Here is a 21,834-nt window from a genome sequence, read left to right on the forward strand (position 1 = left end):
CTGACGCTCACGCCCGCGCTGTCCGACGCGCCCGTTACGCCCCAGGCGCGGAAGAATGGGTCCATGAACCAGCCAGACGCCCAGGCGCAGATACAGCACGCCCAGCCCTCCGTGGGTTCCCTCACCGCGCACCGCCCGCACTCCGTGTCCGCCGTGGTGTCCGACCTTGAGCCCGACATCGACGCCGACCAGGACGCGTACGAGGAGTCGCCGTACGACGGGCCCCAGCTGCCGCAGGGCCGCTTCCTGGACCGGGAGCGCAGCTGGCTGGCGTTCAACGAGCGGGTCCTCGAACTCGCCGAGGACCCGAACACGCCCCTGCTTGAGCGGGCGAACTTCCTCGCGATCTTCGCCAGCAACCTGGACGAGTTCTTCATGGTCCGGGTGGCCGGATTGAAGCGCCGTATCGCGACCGGTGTCGCGACGCGCTCCGCCTCCGGTCTCCAGCCGCGCGAGGTGCTGGAGATGATCTGGGCCCGCTCCCGCGAGCTGATGGCCCGGCACGCCGCCTGCTACCACGAGGACGTCGCCCCCGCCCTCGCGGAGGAGGGCATACACCTGGTCCGCTGGGGCGAGCTGACGGAGAAGGAGCAGGCCCGCCTGTTCACCCTCTTCCGCCACCAGATCTTCCCGGTCCTCACCCCGCTGGCCGTGGACCCGGCGCACCCCTTCCCGTACATCTCCGGTCTGTCGCTGAACCTGGCCGTCGTCGTACGCAACCCGGTCACCGGCCACCGGCACTTCGCGCGCGTGAAGGTGCCGCCGCTGCTGACCCGCTTCCTGGAGAGCTCCCCGGGCCGCCACGTCCCCATCGAGGACGTCATCGCCGCCCATCTGGAGGAGCTGTTCCCCGGCATGGAGGTGCTGGAGCACCACGCCTTCCGCCTCACCAGGAACGAGGACCTGGAGGTCGAGGAGGACGACGCCGAGAACCTGCTCCAGGCCCTGGAGAAGGAGCTCATGCGGCGTCGCTTCGGCCCGCCGGTCCGCCTGGAGGTGGAGGAGTCCATCGACCGCGAGGTCCTCGACCTCCTCGTCCGCGAGCTGAAGATCAGCGAGGCCGAGGTGTACCCGCTGCCGGGTCCCCTGGACCTCACGGGCCTCTTCCGCATCGGCTCCATCGACCGGCCCGAGCTGAAGTACAAGAAGTTCGTCGCCGGTGTCCACCGCGACCTGGCCGAGGTCGAGTCGGCGTCCGCGCCCGACATCTTCGCCGCCCTGCGCAACCGGGACGTGCTGCTGCACCACCCGTACGACTCCTTCTCCACCTCCGTCCAGGCCTTCCTGGAGCAGGCGGCGGAGGACGACGACGTCCTCGCGATCAAGCAGACCCTGTACCGCACCTCCGGTGACTCCCCAATCGTCAACGCGCTCATCGACGCCGCCGAGGCCGGCAAGCAGGTCCTCGTCCTGGTCGAGATCAAGGCCCGCTTCGACGAGCACGCCAACATCAAGTGGGCGCGCAAGCTGGAGGAGGCCGGCTGCCACGTCGTCTACGGCCTGGTGGGCCTCAAGACCCACTGCAAGCTGTCCCTGGTGGTGCGTCAGGAAGGCGACACGCTACGGCGGTACAGCCACGTCGGCACCGGGAACTACCACCCGAAGACGGCCCGCCTCTACGAGGACCTGGGCCTGCTGACGGCGGACCCGCAGGTGGGCGCCGACCTGTCCGACCTGTTCAACCGGCTGTCGGGCTACTCGCGCCGCGAGACCTACCGCCGTCTCCTCGTCGCCCCCAAGTCCCTTCGGGACGGGCTGATCTCGCGGATCAACAAGGAAGTCCAGCACCACCGTGCCGGACGTCCCGCCTACGTCCGCATCAAGGTCAACTCGATGGTCGACGAGGCCATCATCGACGCCCTGTACCGCGCGTCCCAGGCCGGCGTGCCGGTCGACGTGTGGGTCCGCGGAATCTGCGCGGTACGTCCGGGCGTCCCGGGCCTGTCGGAGAACATCCGGGTCCGCTCGATCCTCGGCCGCTTCCTGGAACACTCCCGGATCTTCGCCTTCGGCAACGGCGGCGAACCCGAGGTGTGGATAGGCAGCGCCGACATGATGCACCGCAACCTCGACCGCCGCATCGAGGCCCTCGTCCGGGTCACCGACCCGGCCCACCGTGCCGCGCTCAGCCGGCTCCTGGAGACCGGCATGTCCGACACCACCGCCTCCTGGCACCTGGGTCCGGACGGCGAGTGGAACCGGCACGCGACGGACGCCGAGGGCCACCCCCTGCGGAACATCCAGGAGATGCTCATAGACGCCCGGAGGCGCCGGCGTGGCACAGCAACACCTTGACCCGACGGACCACCCCACGGCGGGGCCCGCGACCGGGGACGCCCTGGCGGGCTACCTGCGGGCCCAGGCCACGGAGTTCCTCCGCGCCCTGCGGCTGCACCGGGAGACCGGCGGCGGTGGGGGCGCCCCCGCGCGAGGTTGTTCGAGCGTGGGGGACAACGGCTCGGAGGAGTCCGTCGACGCGGCACGCGCCCTGCGCCGCTCGGCCCGCCGCGTCAGCGGCAGCCTGCACACCTTCCGCCCGCTGCTCGACGCGGACTGGTCGGAGGCGATGCGCCCCGAACTGGCGTGGCTCTCGGGCACGTTGGCCCTGGAACACGCCTGCGGCGCCCGCCTGGAGCGCCTGCTGCTGGCCCTGCACCGCCTGTCGGGGGCGACGGTGTTCCCCGCGCAGACAGCGGGCACGGGCAGCTCTACGGCCACCTCCGCCACCGGCCCGGGCAGCCCCCCGTCCACACCGGAACGCGGCAACCTGACGGTGGGCGCGGCCAAAGCGGGCGCCCTCCTCGAACGCCAGCTGACCCTGGCCAGGACCCGCGCCCACTCCACCGCCCTCCAGGCCCTGGGTTCCTCCCGCTTCCACGCCGTCGCCGACAAGGTCGCCGTACTGGCCAGCGAGGTCCCCCTCACCCCGACCGCGCCGAGCGCCGACCTGCGCCCGCTGGCCACCGCCGCCGAGGAGCGCCTCACGGTCGCGATCGCCGCGCTGCCCCTCCTCACGGCCGGCCACCCCTACAACGCCGAGGCCCTGATCCACGGCCTCTCCCCCGACCCGGCCCCGCACCCCCAGGACGCCCCCTGGCACCAGGTCCGCCTGCTCCTGCGCCTGCACCGCTACGCCCGTGAGGTCCTCTACGGAGTCGACGCACCCGTGGACGTACGCCTGCTGTCGGCGGGTCAGGCACTCAACCGGCACCGTGACGCCTCGGAGGCGGCCGCCGCCGCGGCCTCCGCGGCCCGCACCCCGCGCATCGCCCCGGCGACGGCGTACGCCCTCGGCGTGCTCCACGCCGACCAGCGGCACGAGGTCGAGGCGGCGAGGTTCGCCTTCCAGCAGGCGTGGCAGAAGGAGGCCGTGAATTCGCGATGACGAACGACACCACCGACACCACTGTCCAGGCGGCCGGCTGCGTCCTGTGGCGCCGTTCCCCGATCGACGGCGAGGTGGAGGTCTGCCTCGTCCACCGGCCGAAGTACGACGACTGGTCGCACCCCAAGGGCAAATTGAAGCGCGCCGAGGAACCCCTCGCGGGAGCCGTGCGCGAGGTGCGGGAGGAGACGGGCTACGACGCCGAGCTCGGCGCCGGTCTGCCCACCTCGCACTATCTGGCGAATGGAAGACCCAAGCAGGTTCGCTACTGGGCGGCCGAGGTCACATCCGGCACTTTCGCCCCGAACAACGAGGTGGACCGCATCCTGTGGCTGCCGCCCGTCGCGGCGCGCGACCGCCTCACCCAACCGAGGGACCGCCTCCTCGTGGACGCTCTGCTCGCCGCCCTGCACCTGACATAGTCGACGGGCGCAGAGCCCGACGGGATCGGCTCGTGTCCTCGACGTAAGCGTTCCGTGACCTAACCACACCGCCCTCAGGGGTTCACCCTCCGTTCACTTTCGGCCATAGGCGCCTTCACCTGTTCTGCCTAATTTCGGCCTTACCCGATGCCGGGCGCGACGTCCGATCACGCGCCCGCATCACCCAGTCTTCGCACGCCGCCGGATTTCAGGACGGCGGCTCCTGGAAGGAATTCCCTCAAGTGAAGCTTCAGCGCATGAACCGGCGGGCCCTCACCCTCGGTGCTCTCGCCGTCTCCGGCGCCCTGGCCCTCACGGCGTGCGGCTCGGACGACACCGGCGACACCAGCAGTGACTCGTCCTCCAGCGCCGCCAGCGCCGGCTCGATCGACTGTGGCGACGCCAAGGGCCAGATCCTCGCCGACGGCTCCTCCGCGCAGAAGAACGCGATCGACGCCTGGGTCAAGGCCTTCACCGCCCAGTGCTCGGGCGTGCAGCTCAACTACAAGGGTTCCGGCTCCGGCGCCGGTATCACCGCGTTCAACCAGGGCCAGGTGGCCTTCGCCGGTTCCGACTCCGCCCTGAAGCCCGAAGAGGTCACGGCCTCCAAGGAGGTCTGCACCGGCGGCCAGGGCATCGACCTCCCGATGGTCGGCGGCCCGATCGCGGTGGGTTACAACGTCCCGGGTGTCGACAGCCTGGTCCTGGACGCGCCGACCCTCGCGAAGATCTTCGACAGCAAGATCACCAACTGGAACGACGAAGCGATCAAGAAGCTGAACCCCGACGCGGAGCTCCCGGACCTCAAGATCCAGGCCTTCCACCGCTCGGACGAGTCCGGCACCACGGACAACTTCACCAAGTACCTGATCGCCACCACGCCCGACAACTGGAACTACGAGGGCGGCAAGGCCTGGCAGGCCAAGGGCGGCCAGTCGGCGTCCGGCTCCTCCGGTGTCGCGGCCCAGGTGAAGCAGACGTCCGGCGCCATCAGCTACATGGAGCTGTCGTACGCCACGGACGGCATCAGCCCGGTCTCCATCGACACGGGCGCCAGCGCCCCGGTCGTGCCCAGCTCCGAGAGCGCCACGAAGGACATCGCGGCCGCCCAGGTCATCGGCACCGGCTCGGACCTCGCGCTCCAGCTGGACTACAAGACCAAGGCCGAAGGCGCCTACCCGATCACCCTGGTCACCTACGAGATCGTCTGTGACAAGGGCAACAAGGCGGACACCCTGGCCTCCACCAAGGCGTTCCTGACCTACATCGCCAGCGAAGAGGGTCAGGGCATCCTCGCCGACAACGGCTACGCCCCGATCCCCGACGCGATCATCGCCAAGGTCCGCACCACCATCGCCGGCCTTAGCTAATCCGAGTGTGCGGCCCGGTCCCGGTTCGGGACCGGGCCGCACCGTCCGGTGCACCGCCGCCAGGAGCCGCACACTCCGTGCTGCTCCGCAGACCGGAGACCTCGATGGACATAACGACACAGAACACCGAAGCACCTCCCCCCACTCCCCGGCCGACCGAGGCCGAGCGCAAGCGCGCCGCCCGCGGCGCCACCCGACCCGGAGACCGGATCTTCCTCGCTCTCACCCGAGGGTCGGGCATCTTCCTGCTGGTGATCATGGCCGCCATCGCGGTCTTCCTCACCTATCGAGCGGTCCTCGCGATCAGCGACGACGAGGGCAACTTCCTCACCACGTTCGAGTGGAACGCCACCGCGAACCCGCCGGTCTTCGGCATCGCCGTCCTGGCCTACGGCACGGTGATCTCCTCGGTCATCGCCATGGTCATCGCGGTCCCGATCGCCGTCGCCATCGCGCTGTTCCTCACCCACTACGCCCCGCGCAAGCTGAGCGGCCCGATCGCCTACGTGATCGACCTGCTCGCCGCCGTGCCCTCCATCGTCTACGGCCTGTGGGGCGCCCTGATCCTCGTCCCGCACATGAACGGCCTCTTCGGCTGGCTGAACGACTTCTTCGGCTGGACCGGCATCTTCTCGTGGGACAAGGGCGCCCCCCGCTCGATGCTCACCGTCGGCGTCCTGCTCGCGATCATGATCCTCCCGATCATCACCAACGTGAGCCGTGAGGTCTTCCGGCAGGCCCCGCTGATGATCGAGGAGGCCGCCCTGGCCCTCGGCGCCACGCGCTGGGAGGTCATCCGCATGGCCGTGCTGCCCTTCGGCCGCTCCGGTGTGATCTCCGCCTCGATGCTCGGCCTCGGCCGCGCGCTCGGCGAGACGATGGCCGTCGCGACCGTCCTGTCGCCGGACTTCCTGATCCACGGCAGCCTGCTCAACCCGGGCGGCGGCACCTTCGCCCAGAACATCGCCGCCAAGTTCGGCGAGGCGGGCACCTACGGCCGGGACGCGCTCATCGCCTCCGGTCTGGTCCTGTTCGTCATCACCCTGCTGGTCAACGGCGCGGCACGCATGATCATCGCCCGCCGCAAGGAGTACTCGGGGGCCAACGCATGAGCACCGTCGTCATGGACAAGCGCCCCAACTCCCTGCAGGGCGGCCGACTGCCGAAGTGGGGCCCGTACGCGATCGTCGCGGGCTCCGTCGTCGTCGCGATCGGCATCGGCCTCGCCGCCGGCCTCGACAGCAAGGTCCAGTGGGGCCTGATCGCCGCGATCCTCTACATCCTCGGTACGTACGTCATCGCCTCCCGCGTCGAGGGCCGCCGCCAGGCCAAGGACCGCATCGCGACCTCTCTCGTCTGGGTCGCCTTCCTGCTCGCCGTGGTGCCGCTGGCCTCCCTGGTCTGGGCGACCGTGAAGCGCGGCACGAAGGTCCTGGACGGCTACTTCCTGACCCACTCGATGGGCGTGGTCGCCGACTCCGAGCCGGGCGGCGGTATCTACCACGCCATCATCGGCACCCTGGAGCAGGTCGGCCTGGCCACGATCATCGCCGCGCCGATCGGCGTGCTGACCGCGATCTACCTCGTGGAGTACGGGCGCGGCAACCTCGCCCGGGCCGTCACCTTCTTCGTCGACGTGATGACCGGTATCCCGTCGATCGTCGCCGGTCTGTTCATCCTCGCCCTGATGCTCCAGTTCGAGATGCAGCCCTTCGGGTTCGCCGGCTCGCTGGCCCTGGCGATCCTGATGATGCCGGTCGTCGTCCGCTCCACCGAGGAGATGCTCAAGCTCGTCCCGAACGAGTTGCGTGAGGCGTCCCTCGCGCTCGGCGTGCCGAAGTGGCGCACGATCCTGAAGATCGTCGTACCGACCGCGATCGGCGGCATCATGACCGGCATCATGCTGTCGGTCGCCCGTATCGCCGGCGAGACCGCACCCGTGCTGCTGCTGGTGTTCGGCAACCCGTTCATCAACAACAACCCCTTCGAGGGTGCGCAGGCGTCGCTGCCGCTGTACATCTACCAGCAGTACCAGAACAGCGGCGGCTCGGAGGCGGCGTACGACCGTGCCTGGGCTGCTGCCCTCACGCTGATCGCCTTCGTGATGATCCTGAACCTGGCGGCCCGCGGCATCGCCCGCTGGAAGGCTCCCAAGACCGGTCGCTGACGCGGCCAACAGCGACCAGACTTTTCCTTCCCGAAAGAAGCAGTGATCCCCATGGCCAAGCGAATCGACGTAAGCGGCCTCAGCGCCTACTACGGCGCCTTCCGCGCGATCGAAGACATCTCCATGACCGTCGAGCCCCGCTCCGTGACGGCCTTCATCGGCCCCTCCGGCTGCGGCAAGTCGACCTTCCTGCGCACCCTCAACCGTATGCACGAGGTCACCCCGGGCGGCCGCGTCGACGGCAAGGTCATGCTCGACGACGAGAACCTGTACGGCGCCGGGGTCGACCCGGTGGCGGTGCGGCGCGAGGTCGGCATGGTCTTCCAGCGTCCCAACCCGTTCCCCACGATGTCGGTGTACGACAACGTGGCGGCCGGCCTCAGGCTCAACGGCTCCTACAAGAAGTCCGAGCTGAACGACGTCGTCGAGAAGTCCCTCAAGGGCGCGAACCTCTGGAACGAGGTCAAGGACCGCCTGAACAAGCCGGGTTCCGGCCTCTCCGGCGGCCAGCAGCAGCGCCTGTGCATCGCGCGGGCGATCGCGGTGGAGCCGAAGGTGCTGTTGATGGACGAGCCGTGCTCAGCGCTCGACCCCATCTCCACCCTGGCGATCGAGGACCTGATCGGCGAGCTGAAGGAACGCTTCACCATCGTCATCGTGACGCACAACATGCAGCAGGCGGCGCGCGTCTCCGACCGCACGGCCTTCTTCAACCTCGCGGCGGTAGGCCAGCCCGGCAAACTGATCGAGATCGACGACACGGAGCGCATCTTCTCCAACCCGTCGGTCCAGGCGACGGAGGACTACATCTCCGGCCGCTTCGGCTAAACCGAAAGACCCCTCGCGGTGCTGCATGGCGGTGCCACCGCGAGGACGATAAGGGCCCGCCCCCTGGCTCCCAGGGGGCGGGCCCGCTCGCGTCCAGCCACTGGGGGCTGCGCCCCCAGACCCCCGCTATCGGCCCTGAAGGGGCCTCGTCCTCAAACGCCGGACGGGCTGAGGTACCTGGACCTGCGCCTCAAAAGTCCCGATGATTTCACCCCGGTCCGCACAATTTCAGCCCGGTCCGTACAATTTCAGCCCCTCCGGCGTTTGAGGAGCGGGGGTCCAGGGGGCAGAGCCCCCTGGGGGCGGGGTCGAAGGGGCGGCAGCCCCTGGGGATGGGACGGGTAGGGGCGGCGGGGGCGAGGAAACGCCCCTTACAGAAACGCCAGATTCACAACCCAGAAGCTGCCCGCAGCCACAACCCCCGCAGCCGGCATCGTGATGAACCACCCCAGCACGATGTTCTTGGCGACCCCCCACCGCACGGCGTTCACCCGCTTCGTGGCCCCGACACCCATGATCGCCGACGTGATGACATGCGTCGTGGAAACCGGCGCCTTGAACAGATACGCCGTGGCGAACATGATCGACGCCCCCGTGGCCTCCGCGGCGAACCCCTGCGGCGGATCCAACTCAATGATCTTCCGCCCGAGCGTCCGCATGATCCGCCACCCACCCGCATACGTACCGGCCGACAGCATCACAGCACAGACGATCTTCACCCAGACCGGAATCGGATCCCCGTAGTCCTCGACATCGGCGATGACCAGCGCCATCACCACGATGCCCATGGTCTTCTGCGCGTCCTGCAGACCATGCCCGAGAGCCATCCCCGCCGCGGAAACCGTCTGAGCGATCCGGAACCCCCGCTTGGCCTTGTGCGGATTGGCCCGCCGAAATATCCACATGATCGCCGTCATCACCAGATACCCGGCGAGCAGACCCACCACCGGCGACACGAACATCGGAATGACGACCTTGTCCAGCACCCCGTGCCAGTAGACGGTCGTCCCGCCCGCCAGCGCGGCCCCCACCATGCCCCCGAACAACGCGTGCGAAGACGAGGAAGGCAGCCCGAAGTACCAGGTGACGAGGTTCCAGGTGATCGCCCCGACAAGAGCCGCGAAGAGGATCCCCATCCCCTTCGACCCCTCGGGTGTCTGAATCAGCCCTTGACTGACGGTAGTGGCGACCCCGCTGCCGAGAAACGCGCCGGCGAGATTCATCACAGCGGCCATGGCGAGCGCGGCCCGAGGCGTAAGCGCCCGCGTCGAGACCGACGTGGCGATCGCGTTGGCCGAATCATGGAAGCCGTTGGTGTACGTGAAGAAGAGCGCGACCAGAATGGTCACGACCAGAGCGAAGGTGTCCATGACCGGGTTCAGGACTCCTTGACCGCAATGGTCTCCACCGTGTTCGCCACATGCTCGAAGGCGTCGGCGGCCTCCTCCAGCACATCCACGATCTGCTTGAGCTTGAGCACCTCGATGGCCTCGTACTTGCCGTTGAAGAGCATGGCCAGCAGCTTCCGGTGGATCTGGTCCGCCTGGTTCTCCAGTCGGTTGACCTCGATCCAGTACTCGGTGAGGTTGTCCATGGTCCGCAGGTTCGGCATGGCCTCGGCGGTCAGCTCGGCCGCCCGCGCCAGCACCTCGATCTGCTGCTCGACGCCCTTGGGCAGTTCCTCCACGTTGTAGAGGACGACCAGGTCGACGGCCTCCTCCATGAAGTCCATGATGTCGTCGAGGGAGGAGGCGAGGTTGTAGATGTCCTCACGGTCGAAGGGCGTGATGAACGAGGAGTTCAACTGGTGGAAGATGGCGTGGGTGGCGTCGTCACCGGCGTGTTCCGCGGCCCGCATACGCTCTGCGATCTCGGCCCGGCCGGAGGCGTCCGCCCCGAGCAGTTCCATCAGGAGTTTCGAGCCCGTGACGATGTTGTCCGCGGATGCGGCGAACATGTCGTAGAAGCTCGTCTCCCTGGGGGTCAGACGAAAGCGCACAAGGGGTCCTCAGGATGCATCGGTTTCGGTCAGGCTGATGCTAGGTGCATCATCCGGCCACGGCTAATGGGCCGTCCTCCAGTGTCGCCCATCGGGCAAAGTGAAGTGCACGGGGGCGGTACGGGGCTCCGGTCCGGCCGCTGCCAGCGGCATTGGCCAAGGGCCCTATACCCAGCAAAGTTCGTTACGATATACCCACTAGGGGTATATGCCTGGAGTTGGAGGACGCGATGACGACCACCGAGGCCGGCGCGGCGACGGCGCCCTCCGAACCGACCGCACACCCGGCCACACACGGCTACCACAAGCAGAAGGACGAGCACCTCAAGCGCCTGCGCCGTATCGAGGGCCAGATCCGGGGCCTGCAGCGCATGGTCGACGAGGACGTCTACTGCATCGACATACTCACCCAGGTGTCCGCCTCCACCAAAGCCCTGCAGGCCTTCGCGCTCCAGCTCCTGGAGGAGCACCTGCGCCACTGCGTCGCGGACGCGGCTGTCAGGGGCGGCGACGAGATCGACGCGAAGGTGGACGAGGCGACGAAGGCGATCGCCCGGCTGCTACGGACCTGATCCGCTACGAACCTGATCCGCCGGCGTCGGCAGCCCGCTCATCGGCCACTTTCAGCACCTCGTCGATGCTCGCCAGGCTGAGCCGGTCCTCGCGGGCGGCCGACGCCGCGATGATCAGGTCCCCGCACAGCTCGATCTCGGCGAGTGCCACGTGGTCCTGAACTGCCGTACCGCCAACCGGAGCCACGTGCGTCACCTCTTCTCTGCCGTCACCGACTTCCTAGAGTAGGCAGCGGTCTACACCCCGCGCATGGCACGGACGGGCTAGTTCATGGGCTAGTCCAAGGACTGACACAGAGACCGGCACAGGGACCGGATCACCCGGTCATTTTTCGGCGATCTTGCCGGCGTAGATGTCCGCGGCCCGCGGCAGTCGTACGTCCACGGGGGCCCCGAAGTCGTAGAGCAGCGTCGTCGAGGCGACCGCGACGGTGCCCTTCTGCTGCCCGTTGACGAAGCTGAACCGGTGCCTGACCTTGCGGATCCGCCCCTGCTCGTCGAGGTAGACGTCGAACGGCACCCGAGCCGTGGCAAACCCTTTCGCCGCCGCGCCGAGGGACTGCTTGTTCCCGTCCGAGGCACCCTTCGCGGCCACCCCGAGATCGGCGGTCCCGCGATAGTGCCGCACCTCGGTGCCCGCGACCTCGGTCTCCCCGACATACGTCGCCGTCCGCGTCCCCCGCAGCAACTCGGCGGCGGCGAAGGGATCGGTGGCCCCGCCGGTGACGAGGTTCCCGTCGGAGAGGGTGGCGGTGTCGACCCTGACCCACTTGTCGGCGGGCACCCCGGCCCCCCGGTTCTTCATGAACAGGGCGCCCGGCGCGAGGAGTTCGGTGATCGGCCGGTGCTCGACGGTCCCGGCGGGATTCTGCGGCAGCAGCACCTTCAGCTGCCCGAGCTGCCGCTTGTAGTCGTAGACACCCTCGCCCCGAATGGTCACCCGCGTCCCGCCGGTGGCCATCTCCATGGACGTACGCGCCTTGGAACTCCCCGCCCCGACGAGCGCGTCGGCGGCGCGCCGCACCACCGCGACCGGATCCTCGCCCCCGCGCGCGTCCTCGGCGGCGGCACCGGTGCCGGAACACCCGGTGGCGCCCACACAGACGAGGAGCCCCACCGCGACGGCCGCCCCACCCGACCGCCACCGCTGCCGCTGCCACTCCGCCATCGCCTGCCCACTCCCAGCCGGTACGTCCGTCACGGGCCCCCTGTCGATCCGGTTAACGACGAGTAGGTGGCCCTCGTCACGCACGCCGGGCCCATACCAGCCCTTTACCGGGCCTGGGTAACGTTGTCGGCGTGGCTCAGCAGGACAGGCTCAACTCCCCCCATGACCATCCGGAACACCGCACGTCGACGGTCGACCAGGGCCGCTTCTGTCTAGCCCGCTGCACCTGCGGCTGGCGCGGCCCGGCGCGAAGAGCCAGAAGCCAGGCCAGGACGGACGCGGATGGCCACACGGCCGGCTGACATGACTGCCGTACCTCATGGAACCCGAACGTCCGCCCCCTCGTCTCGTTCCACGTAAGCCGACGGAAGGCGCAGACATGGAACGGCGTACGTTCATCGCAGGCGGCGCGGCCTCGATCGCGGCGGTCGCGACAGCCGCGTGCACCACCGGCGAGAGCGGCCGCACCACGGCGACCGCGACACGGACGTCCACGACGACCTCCCGTACGCCGATCAAGTCCGCCGGCGCCACCGCCCCCGCGAACTGGACGGCTCTCGCCCAGGACCTGGACGGCCGCCTGATCCGCCCGGGCGACGCCGACTGGAACGCGGCCCGCCAGCTCTACAACACCCGTTTCGACAGCCTCAAGCCGACAGCCGTCGCCTACGTCGCCCACGCCGCCGACATCCGTACGACCCTCTCCTACGCCCGCGCCCACAACCTCCAGGTCGCCATCCGCAACGGCGGCCACTCCTACGCGGGCTGGTCCTCCGGCAACAACCGCCTGATCATCGACGTCTCGAAACTCAAGGCCATCAGGGCGAGCGGCTCCGAGGCGGTCGTCGGTGCCGGCGCCAAGCTGATCGACGTGTACCGCGCGCTGGCGGCCAAGGGCGTGACCATCCCCGCGGGCTCCTGCCCGACGGTCGGCGTCTCGGGCCTCACCCTCGGCGGCGGCCACGGCGTGGTCTCCCGCGCCTACGGCCTGACCTGCGACAGCCTCACGCAGGCGACGCTGATCACGGCGGACGGCAAGCAACTGACGGCGAACGCGAGCGAGAACAAGGACCTGTTCTGGGCCCTGCGCGGCGCGGGCAACGGCAACTTCGGTGTCGTAACGGAACTGCGCTTCAAGACGCATCCCGCCCCCCAGGCCGTAACGGCGTACATGACCTGGCCGTGGTCGAAGGCGGCCGCGGTGATGGAGGCCTGGCAGGAGTGGGGCCCGACCCAGCCGGACGAGATCTGGTCCTCCCTCCACCTGGCGAACTCGGCCGGCGGCACCCCGACCGTCTCGATCGCGGCGTTCTCCCTGGGCACCTACGGCGAACTCCAGAACGCGGTGGACCACTTGGCCGACGCGATGATCGGCTCGTCGGCCAGCAGCGTCTCCCTGAAGCGCCGATCCTACGAGGAGTCGATGGAGCTCTACGCCGGCTGCTCCTCCTTCTCGACGGACGCCCAGTGCCACCTACCGGGCCCGACCCCCGGCCGCTCCCCGCAGGGCGCGCTGAACCGCGAGACCTACGCGGCGAAGTCGGACTTCTTCGACCGCTCGATCAGCACGACCGGCATCCAGTCGCTGCTCAGGCAGATGGAGTCGGTACGCGGCGGCTCGGGCAGCATCGCCCTCACGGCTTTGGGCGGCGCGGTCAACCGCGTCTCCCCCACGGCAACGTCGTTCGTCCACCGCCGCTCCCGCATGCTGGCCCAGTACATCGCGTCCTGGCGAGCGGGCACGACAGGCACGGAAGCCCAGTCCTGGCTGACGCAGGCCCACACCGCGATGAAGCCATACGCCTCGGGCGCGGCCTACCAGAACTACACGGACGCAAGCCTGACGAACTGGCGAAAGGCGTACTACGGCGACGCGGCAACCCGCCTGACAAAGATCAAGAACCAGTACGACCCGACTGGCTTCTTCACGTACCCACAGGCACTGTAAGAACTCGGGTGCGGCAACGCCCCTTTAGGGGCGCGGGGCTGTGTCTACTAGCGGCTCCGCCGCGGGGCGCGACAAGCCCCCACCGGCCCGCGGATTAGTCACCGCGCAACCAGCGGACCGCTTACGCCGCCAGATCCCGCTCCTCCGCCCCAGCCGACTCCTCACTACTCCGCGCCCCAGGAACCGCCGCACCATCCCCGGCCCGAACCCGACCGGCACGAATCAGCCACCCACCCCGAGGCGACCGCTCAACCGCCTTCATCACCGGCGTCAACATCGCCATGGCAAGCGGCGACAGGAGCAACGCGACAGCCGTCCCGAGCGCGAACCCACCAACGACGTCCGTCGGATAGTGCACACCCATGTAAACCCGGCAGAACCCTTCAACCAGCGCAAGCCCAATCCCGACCAGCCCGAACCGCCGATGGGCGACGAACAACGCGACACCCATGGCCATGGTGATGGTCGCGTGATCACTCACGAAGGAGTAGTCGGTCTTCCCGCTGACCAGAACATCGATCCCTTGATGGGTGACAAAGGGCCGAGGCCGCTCCACAAACCCCCGTATGGGCACGTTGACCAGCACGGCGATGGCAGCGGCCAGGGGCGCCCACACAAGGCCGGCGACAGAAGAGGCCGCTTCGTCGGCGCAGCCACTGCGCCGCCGCACGGACCACCAGCACCACACCAAGAGCAGCACCATGACGACGATCAGCCCGTACTCGCCGAGGAATTCCATGCCCCGGTCGAACCAGCGGGGCGCGTCCTTGGCCAGTCCGTTGATGTCGTAGAGCAGGTCGACGTCGGGGTTCGACCCGGATTCGGCGAGTCCAGCCATGGTGCTGTGGCCCCTTCGTCGTCGTCTGTGGAGGTGCAGCCGCATACGTACGCCCGTATGTACACGTGCACACACAACTGACACGTGAGCCTGTTCGACGTCCGCTCGGCTACGTCAACAGGAACGCACGGCCCCACTTAGTACGTTCCACACTCCACCGAATGATCACGCAGACGTTATCGAAGAGAGACACATCACTGCAGCTCAGGGGGTAGGTTCCACCCTCGGTCACACGGTCGTGGGGAGCGCTTTCGCGCCATCTTCGGTGACCCGGGTGGCCCCGAAGTAGTCGGGGGTGTCGATCGGGTCGAACCGGATCACAGCACCTGTTCTCGGGGCGTCGATCATGTACCCGCCGCCGACATAAATACCCACATGCCGGATGGCCCGGGAGTTGGTGAGGTCGTCCGAGAAGAAGACGAGATCGCCGGGCAGCAGCTCGCTGCGGTCCGGGTGCGGACCGGCGTTGTACTGATCATTGGCGACGCGCGGAAGCGTGATCCCCACACTCTCGTACGCGGCCTTGGTCAGCCCCGAACAGTCGAACCGTCCGCCCTGGTCAGCGGTACCGTTCCCACCCCAGAGATAGGGCGTGCCGAGCTTCTTCTGGGCGTAGTAGATGGCCCCGGCGGCCTGCTTGGACGGATCGACCCGAGTGACGGGCGCGGCGAAGGACTCCTGCAGGGTCGTGATCGTCTTCACGTAGTTCTGGGTCTCTTGATACGGCGGCACGCCCCCGTACTTGATGACGGCGTAGGCCCCGGCGTTATAGGAGGCGAGCATGTTCTCGGTGGCGTTGCCCGGCACGTCCTTCACGTACGAGGCGAGCGTGCAGTCGTACTTGGCGGCCGACGGAATCGCGTCATTCGGATCCCATACGTCGCGGTCGCCGTCGCCGTCACCGTCGATTCCGTGCGTGGCCCAGGTGCCCGGGATGAATTGCGCTATCCCCTGTGCGGCGGCCGCGCTCTTGGCGTTGGGATTGAACCCGCTCTCCTGGTAGAGCTGCGCGGCGAGCAGCGCCGGATTGATGGCGGTGCACAGATTGCCCCACTTCTGCACCAGCGGCTGATAGGCGGCGGGCACGGCCCCCTTGGCGAGCGCGACGCTGCCACCGCCGACCCCGTTGGCGAGATTCCCGGCGACGACATAGACCCCGACGACGAGCAGCATCACGAAGCTGAGCGCCGCACCAACCCCGGCGCCCGCCACGACCCATGCCTTACGCAACGTCAACCGCCCCTCGCCGCCCGGGAGTCCGCCCCGGTCAGTGTAGAGACTGCCCAGCGGAGTGGGAGTGATCACGCACGAGAAGAAGTCAGGGGTCGCCGGCGGCGTCCGAATACAGCCGCTGGGCCTCGCGCCCGAAGACGACGCTGTAAGAGATGTCGGCCGTGGCCCCACCCTGCTCATGCCCACCGAGAACCCCGACGACCTGCCCGTCCCCGTTGACCCACGGACTCCCGCTGGTACCGCCGGTGAAGTCGGGGCAGTCAATGCGTTGCTGGGTACGGCTATGAGCACGCGGCTTGTTGGTGCAGCTCACGGGCGTCTCACGGGAGTTGGGATACCCGGTGACGGTGACGGCGGTGGCCCCGGTGGCGACACTGGTGACGAACCGATTGGCGCCGACGACATCTTCGATGCGCTGACCGCTGCTGTTCTCGCGGAGGACAGCGAAGGAGACGTCACTGTCCTCGTCCTGCTCGCCGGCCCACCCTCCGGGCAGGAAACGCCGCCCGACCTTCCACACCCCGTAAGGCGCCTTGCCGTCGCGATAGCCGGGCACGAACAAGAGGTCTCCGGGCTCGTCGAGGCAGTGCGCGGCGGTGACGATCAGATTGTGGTGCGGGCTGTGCACGACGGAGGCGGTACAGAAGCGTCCGCCGGACCTGAAGAGGGCCCCAACCCTGGCCGTCCGGGCGCTCACACCCGCCACGACGGTCACCCCGAGGGGCCCGGCCCCGTCATCGGCGGCAGCGACGGAGGAGGAGACACCGGCCGCCAGCAACACGAACGCCCCGAGAAGGGCGCGTGCCTGCCTGGTGCGTTTCATGTGGCTCACTGTGTCCCACGAAGGTGAGAGCCACTCCTACCTGCACTCGGCCCACAGCAACTTCCCACCCTTCGACGCACCGAGCTCCCGCAACACGGAGACGCCGCACGCATCGGCACAGGCCCGCACGAGGTGCAGTCCGCGTCCGCTTTCGGCGTCGTCCGGGGGTGCGGGGAGGTCCGTGTTGAACCCGGGCGGGACACGGGGGTCGGTGTCCCAGACGGCGACGCGGAGACGACCGGGTTCCATCGCGCGGAGGCGGAGGGCGTAGGGGCCGTCGGTGTGGAGGTGGGCGTTGGTGAGGAGTTCGGAGGCGAGGAGTTCGGCGGTGGGGGTGAGCTGGGCGAGGCCGTGGGCGGCGAGGACGGTACGGAGGGTGGCGCGAGCGATCCCCGGTGCGTGTGGATCGTGCGGGAGGTGAAGGGTGTAGGCCCAGGGCGGGGATACCGTGGTCATGGAAGTCTCCGATCACTGAGGGGAGTTGGGTTACCCGACTCAAGGTAGCGAGCTACGGATATATTCTTCACCTAAACTCGGGGATACTAAGAGCATTCACCCATGTGGGTGACAAGCCGTTCGCAGGAGAGACGGAAATGCCCGTGAGGAACAACCCGACGGGACGTCAACTCCGGCTTGGCGCCGAGCTGCGCAAACTGCGCGAGCGCGCAGGCCTGACGTCGACAGCAGCCGCGCAGTTGCTCGGCATGAAGCAGGCGCAGGTCAGCAACATGGAGACCGGACGCCTGGGGGTGAGCGCCGAACGCGTGCGCACGCTGGCCTGCCACTACGACTGCCCGGACAAGGCCCTCGTCGAGGCGATCGCCGGCATGACCGGGGACCGGAACCGAGGTTGGTGGGAGCAGTACCGCGAGCCGCTCGCCCGCCCGCTCCTCGACCTGGCCGAACTGGAGCACCACGCCCAGTCGTTGCGCGACTCCACCACGGCCCGCATCCCGGGCCTGCTCCAGACCCGCGAGTACGCACTTGAGATCTTCCGTCAGGCAGTCTCCGAACTCTCACCGCCCGACATCGAGCACCGCCTCTCGTTCCGCATCAAGCGCCAGACGATCCTCTTCCACGAGGACAGCCCGACCCCGTACGAGGCGATCATCCACGAGGCAGCCCTGCGCATGAAGGTCGGCGGCCCCACGGTCGCGCGGCAGCAGTTGCAGCACCTGCTCGACATGAGCGACCGAGACCACATCACCCTGCGCGCTGTCACCTTCGACGCCGGGGCCTACCCGGGATCCGGGCAGTCGATCCACTACGCGTACGGCCCGGTACCGCAGCTGGACACCGTCTACCTCGACCAGGCCCACGGCCTCGCATTCCTCGATGCCGAAGCCCAGTTGCACAAATACCGCACACTGTTCGACCGGATCGGGACTGTCGCGCTCGCCCCGGACAAGACCCGAGACCTCATCCACAACGTGATGCGAGAGCTGTGATGGACATACCCATGAACTGGCAGAAGTCGTCGTACTGCTCCGAAGGCGCCTCCTGCGTGCACGTCGCCGCAACCACCGAAACGATCCACCTCACCGAAAGCGGCGACCCCGACGGGGTGATACTCGACGCCCGCCCACGGACATTCGCCACCCTCCTCACCGCACTGAAGAAGGAAACTCCCCGTGTCTGACATCCCCACCGACCTCACCTGGGAACGCGCCGCCCCGCCGGAGGCAACCGGCCCAGGCCCCTGGATCGAGATCGCCTTCGGGAAGGGCGACGACGGAGAAGCCCCGGTCTACATCCGCGAAACCAGTGACCCGGAGAACGTGGTCACGACCAACCGCCGCAAGTGGGACGCCTTCGTACTAGGCGTACAGGCAGGCGAGTTCGACCACTTCGTGGACGGCCTGGAGGACGACGCCCCGGAGTAAATCCGGTTGCCGCCAACCGGCACACTCGCGACGCTCGATACATGCTGGGATTTATCCGAACAGACAACGCGGCGCTCGTCGCAGCGCTGGGAGATCCGCAGCGAACCGTAGGTGCCTACCACGAGCTGCTGCGGCGCGGGCAGGACGCGATCGACGCCATACGGGACGGCCTGCGGCACGACAACGCACGTGTGCGTGAGGGATGTTGCCGGCTCCTCGACCACCTGGTCGACACCGAGTCGATGGAGCTGCTCATCGCCATGGCCGAAGACCCCGACGCCGGGGTCAGGGTCATGGCGCTGCACGCGCTGGCCTGCGACCGGTGCAAGGGCGACGTGTGCGCACCGGGCGCGGGACTGGTCCTGGAGCCAGGCCTCCGCCTGCTGACAGGCGACCCGGACCCCAGGGTCCGCGCGATGGCGGCGGAGCTGGTGGGCAAGTTCGCCCACGCGGAGCCGACCGCGGCGGCCGCACTGGAAGCGGCCCACCGCAACGACCCCAACCCAACCGTCCGCAAGAAGGCCGGCTGGTACGCCCCCGGCGGCACGATCTACCTCAAAACTTCACCGTCATCCCGCCATCCACAGCGATCGTCTGCCCCGTGATGAACGAGGCAGCCTCACTGGCCAGAAAGACAACGACACCCGCGATCTCCACAGGCCGCCCCCAACGCCCCAGCGCCGTACGGGTACGCAGCCACTCCGACCACTCGGGATCCTCGGCGAGCCGAGCGTTGACCTCGGTGGCAAAGGGGCCCGGCGCCACGGAGTTGACGGTCGTGCCGGTGGGGCCGAGGTCGGCCGCGAGGGCCCGGGTGAGCCCGTCGAGGCCGGCCTTGGCGGTGGCGTAGGCGACGTCACCGGCACGTCCGAGAAGCCCCATCACGGAGGAGACGTTGATGATGCGACCCGGGGTGCGGCGCTCGGCCAGCCCGCGCGCAACGGTCTGACTGAGCGCATACGCCGACGTCAGATGGACGTTGAGCATCCCGGCCAGCTCATCGGGCGTCATCTCCTCGACGCCACGACGGTCCCGATGGCCGACGTTGTTGACGAGCACGTCGATGTCGCCGAGCCCGATCACCGCCTCGCGGGCCATGTCGCGGTCGGTGACATCGAAGGCGGCGGACACGACATCCAGCCCGTCGTCACGAAGACGGCTGACGGCGGCGTCGAGGGTGACGGAATCACGCCCGTTGAGCACCACACGCGCACCGGCCTGCGCCAGCCCCCGCGCCATCTCCAGCCCCAGCCCACGCACCGACCCGGTCACCAGCGCCGTACGGCCGACGAGCGTGAAGCCCGTATGGTCGTCCCCCATCACGCCACCTCCCCCGAAGCCCCTACCGACTCGGATCCGGATGCATCCACCAACAAGGTAGCGCGGGCGTACGTCGGCACGGTGAGAGCGATTGGCCGGTTCGGGCCAACTGGCAAGAGAAAAAGCCCAGGTCGGCGAAGGCGAGGGTGGTCCAACGGGGCCAATCACCTTGCCGATGCGCTCCCCCGCTTCTCCTACTTGACCGCCCCTGCCACCGCCAGCGGGTACTTCGTCCCCGTGAGTTCCTCCGAAGTCGTCCACAGCCGCCGAGCCACCCCCGTATCACTAGCCGCCGTACTACGCCCGACCAGCGTCGGAGCCCCCCGTCCCTCACCGAACCCGCTCGGGCCGACGTAGCTCGCGCCGGGGAGGTCCTGGGTCGCGGCGTAGAGCGTGGGGAGGGCGCCTGCCTTGTCGTCCTGGGCGAAGAACCTGTTGCCTACGCGCATGAACACGCGGGCCAGTGGACTCGCCGCGTGGCTCTGGAGGTTGGTGGCCGCGTAGCCGGGGTGGGCCGCCAGGGCTCGGACCCGGGAGCCGGACTCTGTCAGGCGGCGCTGGAGTTCCAGGGTGAAGAGCAGGTTCGCCAGCTTGGACTGGCCGTAGGCGCCCCGGGGGGTGTAGCCGCCGGTGAGATTCAGGTCGTCGAAGTGGATCGTCTCGTCGCCCCAGCGGTGGGCGCCCGACGACACCGTCACGACCCGGTCGGTGATGTGCGGGAGCAGGAGGTTCGTCAGGGCGAAGTGGCCCAGGTGGTTCGTGCCGAACTGCATCTCGAAGCCGTCCGCCGTCCGCTGCTGCGGGAGCATCATCACGCCCGCGTTGTTGATCAGCAGCGCCAGCTCGCCCTGCCAGGACGCCGCGAACTCCCGTACCGAGGACAGGTCGGCCAGGTCCAGGCGACGGACCTCCGTACTGCCGCTCACGGAAGCCGAAGCCGCTCGGCCCCGCTCCAGGTCCCGTACCGCGAAGACGACGTGCGCGCCGGCGCCGGCCAGCGCGGTCGCGGCCGTCAGGCCGATGCCGCTGTTGGCTCCCGTGACCACGGCCGTGCGGCCGGTGAGGTCCGGGAGGTTGCTTGCGTTCCATTTCGCGTTCTTGTCAGCTGCCATGCCCTTCAATGTAGGCGCCGCCAACAATGCTGTCAATGACAACAATGCTGACGACGCCAACATCCGGATACGATGACTCCATGCGCACGCCGACACCGACACCCGAAAACCGCCCCTATCACCACGGAGACCTCCGCGCCGCCCTGCTCGCGAGCGCCGAGCGCACCCTGCGGGAGAAGGGTGTCGGCTCACTCTCGCTCCGCGAACTGGCCCGGGACGTCGGCGTCAGTCACGCGGCCCCCGGCCGGCACTTCAAGGACAAGCAGGCCCTGCTCAACGCCCTGGCACTCAGCGGATACGAACGGCTCAGCCAGGCCCTCGCCGCCACCGACGACCCCGCCCTTCCGATCGAGCCCCGCCTCACCGCCCTCGCCCGGACCTACCTCGGCTTCTCCATCGACAACGCCGAGCTCCTGGAGCTCATGTACACCCGCAAGCACGACCCGGACGCGGCGGAGCAGATGGCGGACGCGGTCGACCGCACGGTGGGTTCACTGGAGCGGGTGATCGCGGACGCCCAGGAGCGCGGAGAGATCATCGAGGGGGACCCCGCACAGCTCACCCTCGCCCTGGGCGCCACTCTGCAGGGCACTGCCTCGTACACCGCCAACGACATGATCGACCGACAGGCGGTCCTGGAGAGCATCCCCAACCTGGTGCATCTGCTGCTCCACGGCCTCAAGCCCCGCTGAGCAGACCGAGCAGACCGAGCACACTGTCATTCAGCTGTCGGACCCCCTCCCGAACTTGTGCGCAACGCGTGTAG

Annotated in this window: 24 protein-coding genes; 14 read left to right on the top strand and 10 right to left on the bottom strand. The window is 68.5% G+C overall.

The window, feature by feature from the left end:
• Nucleotides 1-63 precede the first annotated feature (63 nt).
• From AC5DRG_RS24855 to pstB, 7 genes are all read left to right on the top strand, one after another.
• Nucleotides 64-2,295 carry an RNA degradosome polyphosphate kinase gene (locus AC5DRG_RS24855; protein WP_491812846.1) on the top strand — a complete coding sequence of 744 codons (2,232 nt, stop codon included), beginning with the start codon at nt 64-66 and terminating at the stop codon, nt 2,293-2,295.
• Entirely contained in the window at nt 2,276-3,385 is a 1,110-nt protein-coding gene (locus tag AC5DRG_RS24860; protein WP_491812847.1) for a CHAD domain-containing protein, read from the top strand. Before AC5DRG_RS24855 ends, AC5DRG_RS24860 begins: the two co-directional genes overlap by 20 nt.
• Nucleotides 3,382-3,807 (top strand): NUDIX hydrolase, encoded by a 426-nt coding sequence (locus AC5DRG_RS24865; protein WP_491812848.1) that lies wholly within the window; start codon nt 3,382-3,384, stop codon nt 3,805-3,807. The genes AC5DRG_RS24860 and AC5DRG_RS24865 overlap by 4 nt, the downstream gene beginning before the upstream one ends.
• 242 nt (nt 3,808-4,049) lie before the next feature.
• The gene (gene pstS / locus AC5DRG_RS24870; RefSeq protein WP_491812849.1) at nt 4,050-5,177 is read left to right on the top strand and encodes a phosphate ABC transporter substrate-binding protein PstS; all 1,128 of its coding nucleotides are present in this window, start codon (nt 4,050-4,052) and stop codon (nt 5,175-5,177) included.
• Between the two features lie 104 nt (nt 5,178-5,281).
• Complete coding sequence (gene pstC / locus AC5DRG_RS24875; protein WP_491813142.1) at nt 5,282-6,289, top strand: phosphate ABC transporter permease subunit PstC; 1,008 nt, start codon at nt 5,282-5,284, stop codon at nt 6,287-6,289.
• Nucleotides 6,286-7,344 carry a phosphate ABC transporter permease PstA gene (pstA, locus tag AC5DRG_RS24880; protein ID WP_491812850.1) on the top strand — a complete coding sequence of 353 codons (1,059 nt, stop codon included), beginning with the start codon at nt 6,286-6,288 and terminating at the stop codon, nt 7,342-7,344. The genes pstC and pstA overlap by 4 nt, the downstream gene beginning before the upstream one ends.
• A gap of 51 nt (nt 7,345-7,395) precedes the next feature.
• A complete protein-coding gene (pstB, locus tag AC5DRG_RS24885; protein ID WP_491812851.1) occupies nt 7,396-8,172 on the top strand; it encodes a phosphate ABC transporter ATP-binding protein PstB in 777 nt (258 codons plus the stop codon).
• 371 nt (nt 8,173-8,543) lie between these two features.
• On the opposite strand, the gene AC5DRG_RS24890 is transcribed toward pstB, so the two are convergent.
• A complete protein-coding gene (locus AC5DRG_RS24890) occupies nt 8,544-9,542 on the bottom strand; it encodes an inorganic phosphate transporter (RefSeq protein WP_491812852.1) in 999 nt (332 codons plus the stop codon).
• Between the two features lie 8 nt (nt 9,543-9,550).
• A complete protein-coding gene (locus tag AC5DRG_RS24895) occupies nt 9,551-10,171 on the bottom strand; it encodes a DUF47 domain-containing protein (protein WP_491812853.1) in 621 nt (206 codons plus the stop codon).
• A gap of 230 nt (nt 10,172-10,401) precedes the next feature.
• Between AC5DRG_RS24895 and AC5DRG_RS24900 the strand changes: the two genes are divergently transcribed.
• Complete coding sequence (locus AC5DRG_RS24900; RefSeq protein ID WP_491812854.1) at nt 10,402-10,743, top strand: metal-sensitive transcriptional regulator; 342 nt, start codon at nt 10,402-10,404, stop codon at nt 10,741-10,743.
• A 4-nt stretch (nt 10,744-10,747) separates the two neighbouring features.
• On the opposite strand, the gene AC5DRG_RS24905 is transcribed toward AC5DRG_RS24900, so the two are convergent.
• Complete coding sequence (locus AC5DRG_RS24905) at nt 10,748-10,939, bottom strand: hypothetical protein (protein ID WP_491812855.1); 192 nt, start codon at nt 10,937-10,939, stop codon at nt 10,748-10,750.
• A gap of 129 nt (nt 10,940-11,068) precedes the next feature.
• Nucleotides 11,069-11,911, bottom strand: a complete 843-nt coding sequence (locus AC5DRG_RS24910; RefSeq protein ID WP_491812856.1) for an SCO4651 family lipoprotein — start codon at nt 11,909-11,911, stop codon at nt 11,069-11,071.
• A 379-nt stretch (nt 11,912-12,290) separates the two neighbouring features.
• Here AC5DRG_RS24910 and AC5DRG_RS24915 point away from each other — a divergent pair, with 379 nt between their 5' ends.
• Complete coding sequence (locus AC5DRG_RS24915; protein WP_491812857.1) at nt 12,291-13,859, top strand: FAD-binding oxidoreductase; 1,569 nt, start codon at nt 12,291-12,293, stop codon at nt 13,857-13,859.
• A gap of 121 nt (nt 13,860-13,980) precedes the next feature.
• Here AC5DRG_RS24915 and AC5DRG_RS24920 read toward each other — a convergent pair whose 3' ends face one another.
• The 4 genes from AC5DRG_RS24920 to AC5DRG_RS24935 all read right to left on the bottom strand — a co-directional run bounded on the left by AC5DRG_RS24920 (nt 13,981) and on the right by AC5DRG_RS24935 (nt 17,209).
• Entirely contained in the window at nt 13,981-14,697 is a 717-nt protein-coding gene (locus AC5DRG_RS24920; protein ID WP_491812858.1) for a phosphatase PAP2 family protein, read from the bottom strand.
• A gap of 228 nt (nt 14,698-14,925) precedes the next feature.
• Nucleotides 14,926-15,870 (bottom strand): C40 family peptidase, encoded by a 945-nt coding sequence (locus AC5DRG_RS24925; protein ID WP_491813143.1) that lies wholly within the window; start codon nt 15,868-15,870, stop codon nt 14,926-14,928.
• Between the two features lie 145 nt (nt 15,871-16,015).
• On the bottom strand, nt 16,016-16,753 hold the full coding sequence (locus tag AC5DRG_RS24930; RefSeq protein WP_491812859.1) for a trypsin-like serine peptidase: 738 nt from the start codon (nt 16,751-16,753) through the stop codon (nt 16,016-16,018).
• Nucleotides 16,754-16,789: 36 nt separating this feature from the next.
• Nucleotides 16,790-17,209, bottom strand: coding sequence for an ATP-binding protein (locus AC5DRG_RS24935; RefSeq protein ID WP_491812860.1), 420 nt, complete (start codon nt 17,207-17,209; stop codon nt 16,790-16,792).
• A gap of 137 nt (nt 17,210-17,346) precedes the next feature.
• On the opposite strand from AC5DRG_RS24935, the gene AC5DRG_RS24940 reads away from it, so the two are divergent.
• Genes AC5DRG_RS24940 through AC5DRG_RS24955 form a run of 4 tightly spaced genes read left to right on the top strand, consistent with a single transcriptional unit; the run spans nt 17,347 to nt 19,241 of the window.
• On the top strand, nt 17,347-18,201 hold the full coding sequence (locus AC5DRG_RS24940; RefSeq protein ID WP_491812861.1) for a helix-turn-helix domain-containing protein: 855 nt from the start codon (nt 17,347-17,349) through the stop codon (nt 18,199-18,201).
• A gap of 11 nt (nt 18,202-18,212) precedes the next feature.
• On the top strand, nt 18,213-18,392 hold the full coding sequence (locus tag AC5DRG_RS24945; RefSeq protein WP_491812862.1) for a DUF397 domain-containing protein: 180 nt from the start codon (nt 18,213-18,215) through the stop codon (nt 18,390-18,392).
• The gene (locus AC5DRG_RS24950; protein WP_491812863.1) at nt 18,385-18,636 is read left to right on the top strand and encodes a DUF397 domain-containing protein; all 252 of its coding nucleotides are present in this window, start codon (nt 18,385-18,387) and stop codon (nt 18,634-18,636) included. The genes AC5DRG_RS24945 and AC5DRG_RS24950 overlap by 8 nt, the downstream gene beginning before the upstream one ends.
• 41 nt (nt 18,637-18,677) lie before the next feature.
• Entirely contained in the window at nt 18,678-19,241 is a 564-nt protein-coding gene (locus AC5DRG_RS24955) for a HEAT repeat domain-containing protein (protein WP_491812864.1), read from the top strand.
• Here the strand turns inward: AC5DRG_RS24955 and AC5DRG_RS24960 are convergent.
• Nucleotides 19,192-19,956 carry an SDR family oxidoreductase gene (locus AC5DRG_RS24960; protein WP_491812865.1) on the bottom strand — a complete coding sequence of 255 codons (765 nt, stop codon included), beginning with the start codon at nt 19,954-19,956 and terminating at the stop codon, nt 19,192-19,194. The two genes, AC5DRG_RS24955 and AC5DRG_RS24960, sit on opposite strands and share 50 nt — an antisense overlap.
• A 194-nt stretch (nt 19,957-20,150) precedes the next feature.
• Nucleotides 20,151-21,068, bottom strand: coding sequence for an oxidoreductase (locus AC5DRG_RS24965; protein WP_491812866.1), 918 nt, complete (start codon nt 21,066-21,068; stop codon nt 20,151-20,153).
• Between the two features lie 80 nt (nt 21,069-21,148).
• Here AC5DRG_RS24965 and AC5DRG_RS24970 point away from each other — a divergent pair, with 80 nt between their 5' ends.
• Nucleotides 21,149-21,760 carry a TetR/AcrR family transcriptional regulator gene (locus AC5DRG_RS24970; RefSeq protein ID WP_491812867.1) on the top strand — a complete coding sequence of 204 codons (612 nt, stop codon included), beginning with the start codon at nt 21,149-21,151 and terminating at the stop codon, nt 21,758-21,760.
• Nucleotides 21,761-21,834 lie beyond the last annotated feature (74 nt).

The sequence above is a fragment of the Streptomyces sp. JLBG701 genome, assembly GCF_058544905.1.

What these genes read in the sequence shown, in the direction of transcription:
- AC5DRG_RS24920 (WP_491812858.1), bottom strand. Translation starts at nt 14,697, where the DNA reads ATGGCTGGACTCGCCGAATCCGGGTCGAACCCCGACGTCGACCTGCTC.
- AC5DRG_RS24910 (WP_491812856.1), bottom strand. Translation starts at nt 11,911, where the DNA reads ATGGCGGAGTGGCAGCGGCAGCGGTGGCGGTCGGGTGGGGCGGCCGTC.
- AC5DRG_RS24900 (WP_491812854.1), top strand. Translation starts at nt 10,402, where the DNA reads ATGACGACCACCGAGGCCGGCGCGGCGACGGCGCCCTCCGAACCGACC.
- pstB (WP_491812851.1), top strand. Translation starts at nt 7,396, where the DNA reads ATGGCCAAGCGAATCGACGTAAGCGGCCTCAGCGCCTACTACGGCGCC.
- AC5DRG_RS24865 (WP_491812848.1), top strand. Translation starts at nt 3,382, where the DNA reads ATGACGAACGACACCACCGACACCACTGTCCAGGCGGCCGGCTGCGTC.
- AC5DRG_RS24925 (WP_491813143.1), bottom strand. Translation starts at nt 15,870, where the DNA reads ATGCTGCTCGTCGTCGGGGTCTATGTCGTCGCCGGGAATCTCGCCAAC.
- AC5DRG_RS24890 (WP_491812852.1), bottom strand. Translation starts at nt 9,542, where the DNA reads ATGGACACCTTCGCTCTGGTCGTGACCATTCTGGTCGCGCTCTTCTTC.
- AC5DRG_RS24960 (WP_491812865.1), bottom strand. Translation starts at nt 19,956, where the DNA reads ATGGGGGACGACCATACGGGCTTCACGCTCGTCGGCCGTACGGCGCTG.
- pstA (WP_491812850.1), top strand. Translation starts at nt 6,286, where the DNA reads ATGAGCACCGTCGTCATGGACAAGCGCCCCAACTCCCTGCAGGGCGGC.
- AC5DRG_RS24955 (WP_491812864.1), top strand. Translation starts at nt 18,678, where the DNA reads ATGCTGGGATTTATCCGAACAGACAACGCGGCGCTCGTCGCAGCGCTG.
- pstC (WP_491813142.1), top strand. Translation starts at nt 5,282, where the DNA reads ATGGACATAACGACACAGAACACCGAAGCACCTCCCCCCACTCCCCGG.
- AC5DRG_RS24940 (WP_491812861.1), top strand. Translation starts at nt 17,347, where the DNA reads ATGCCCGTGAGGAACAACCCGACGGGACGTCAACTCCGGCTTGGCGCC.
- AC5DRG_RS24935 (WP_491812860.1), bottom strand. Translation starts at nt 17,209, where the DNA reads ATGACCACGGTATCCCCGCCCTGGGCCTACACCCTTCACCTCCCGCAC.
- AC5DRG_RS24945 (WP_491812862.1), top strand. Translation starts at nt 18,213, where the DNA reads ATGAACTGGCAGAAGTCGTCGTACTGCTCCGAAGGCGCCTCCTGCGTG.
- AC5DRG_RS24970 (WP_491812867.1), top strand. Translation starts at nt 21,149, where the DNA reads ATGCGCACGCCGACACCGACACCCGAAAACCGCCCCTATCACCACGGA.
- AC5DRG_RS24930 (WP_491812859.1), bottom strand. Translation starts at nt 16,753, where the DNA reads ATGAAACGCACCAGGCAGGCACGCGCCCTTCTCGGGGCGTTCGTGTTG.
- AC5DRG_RS24855 (WP_491812846.1), top strand. Translation starts at nt 64, where the DNA reads ATGAACCAGCCAGACGCCCAGGCGCAGATACAGCACGCCCAGCCCTCC.
- AC5DRG_RS24915 (WP_491812857.1), top strand. Translation starts at nt 12,291, where the DNA reads ATGGAACGGCGTACGTTCATCGCAGGCGGCGCGGCCTCGATCGCGGCG.
- AC5DRG_RS24965 (WP_491812866.1), bottom strand. Translation starts at nt 21,068, where the DNA reads ATGGCAGCTGACAAGAACGCGAAATGGAACGCAAGCAACCTCCCGGAC.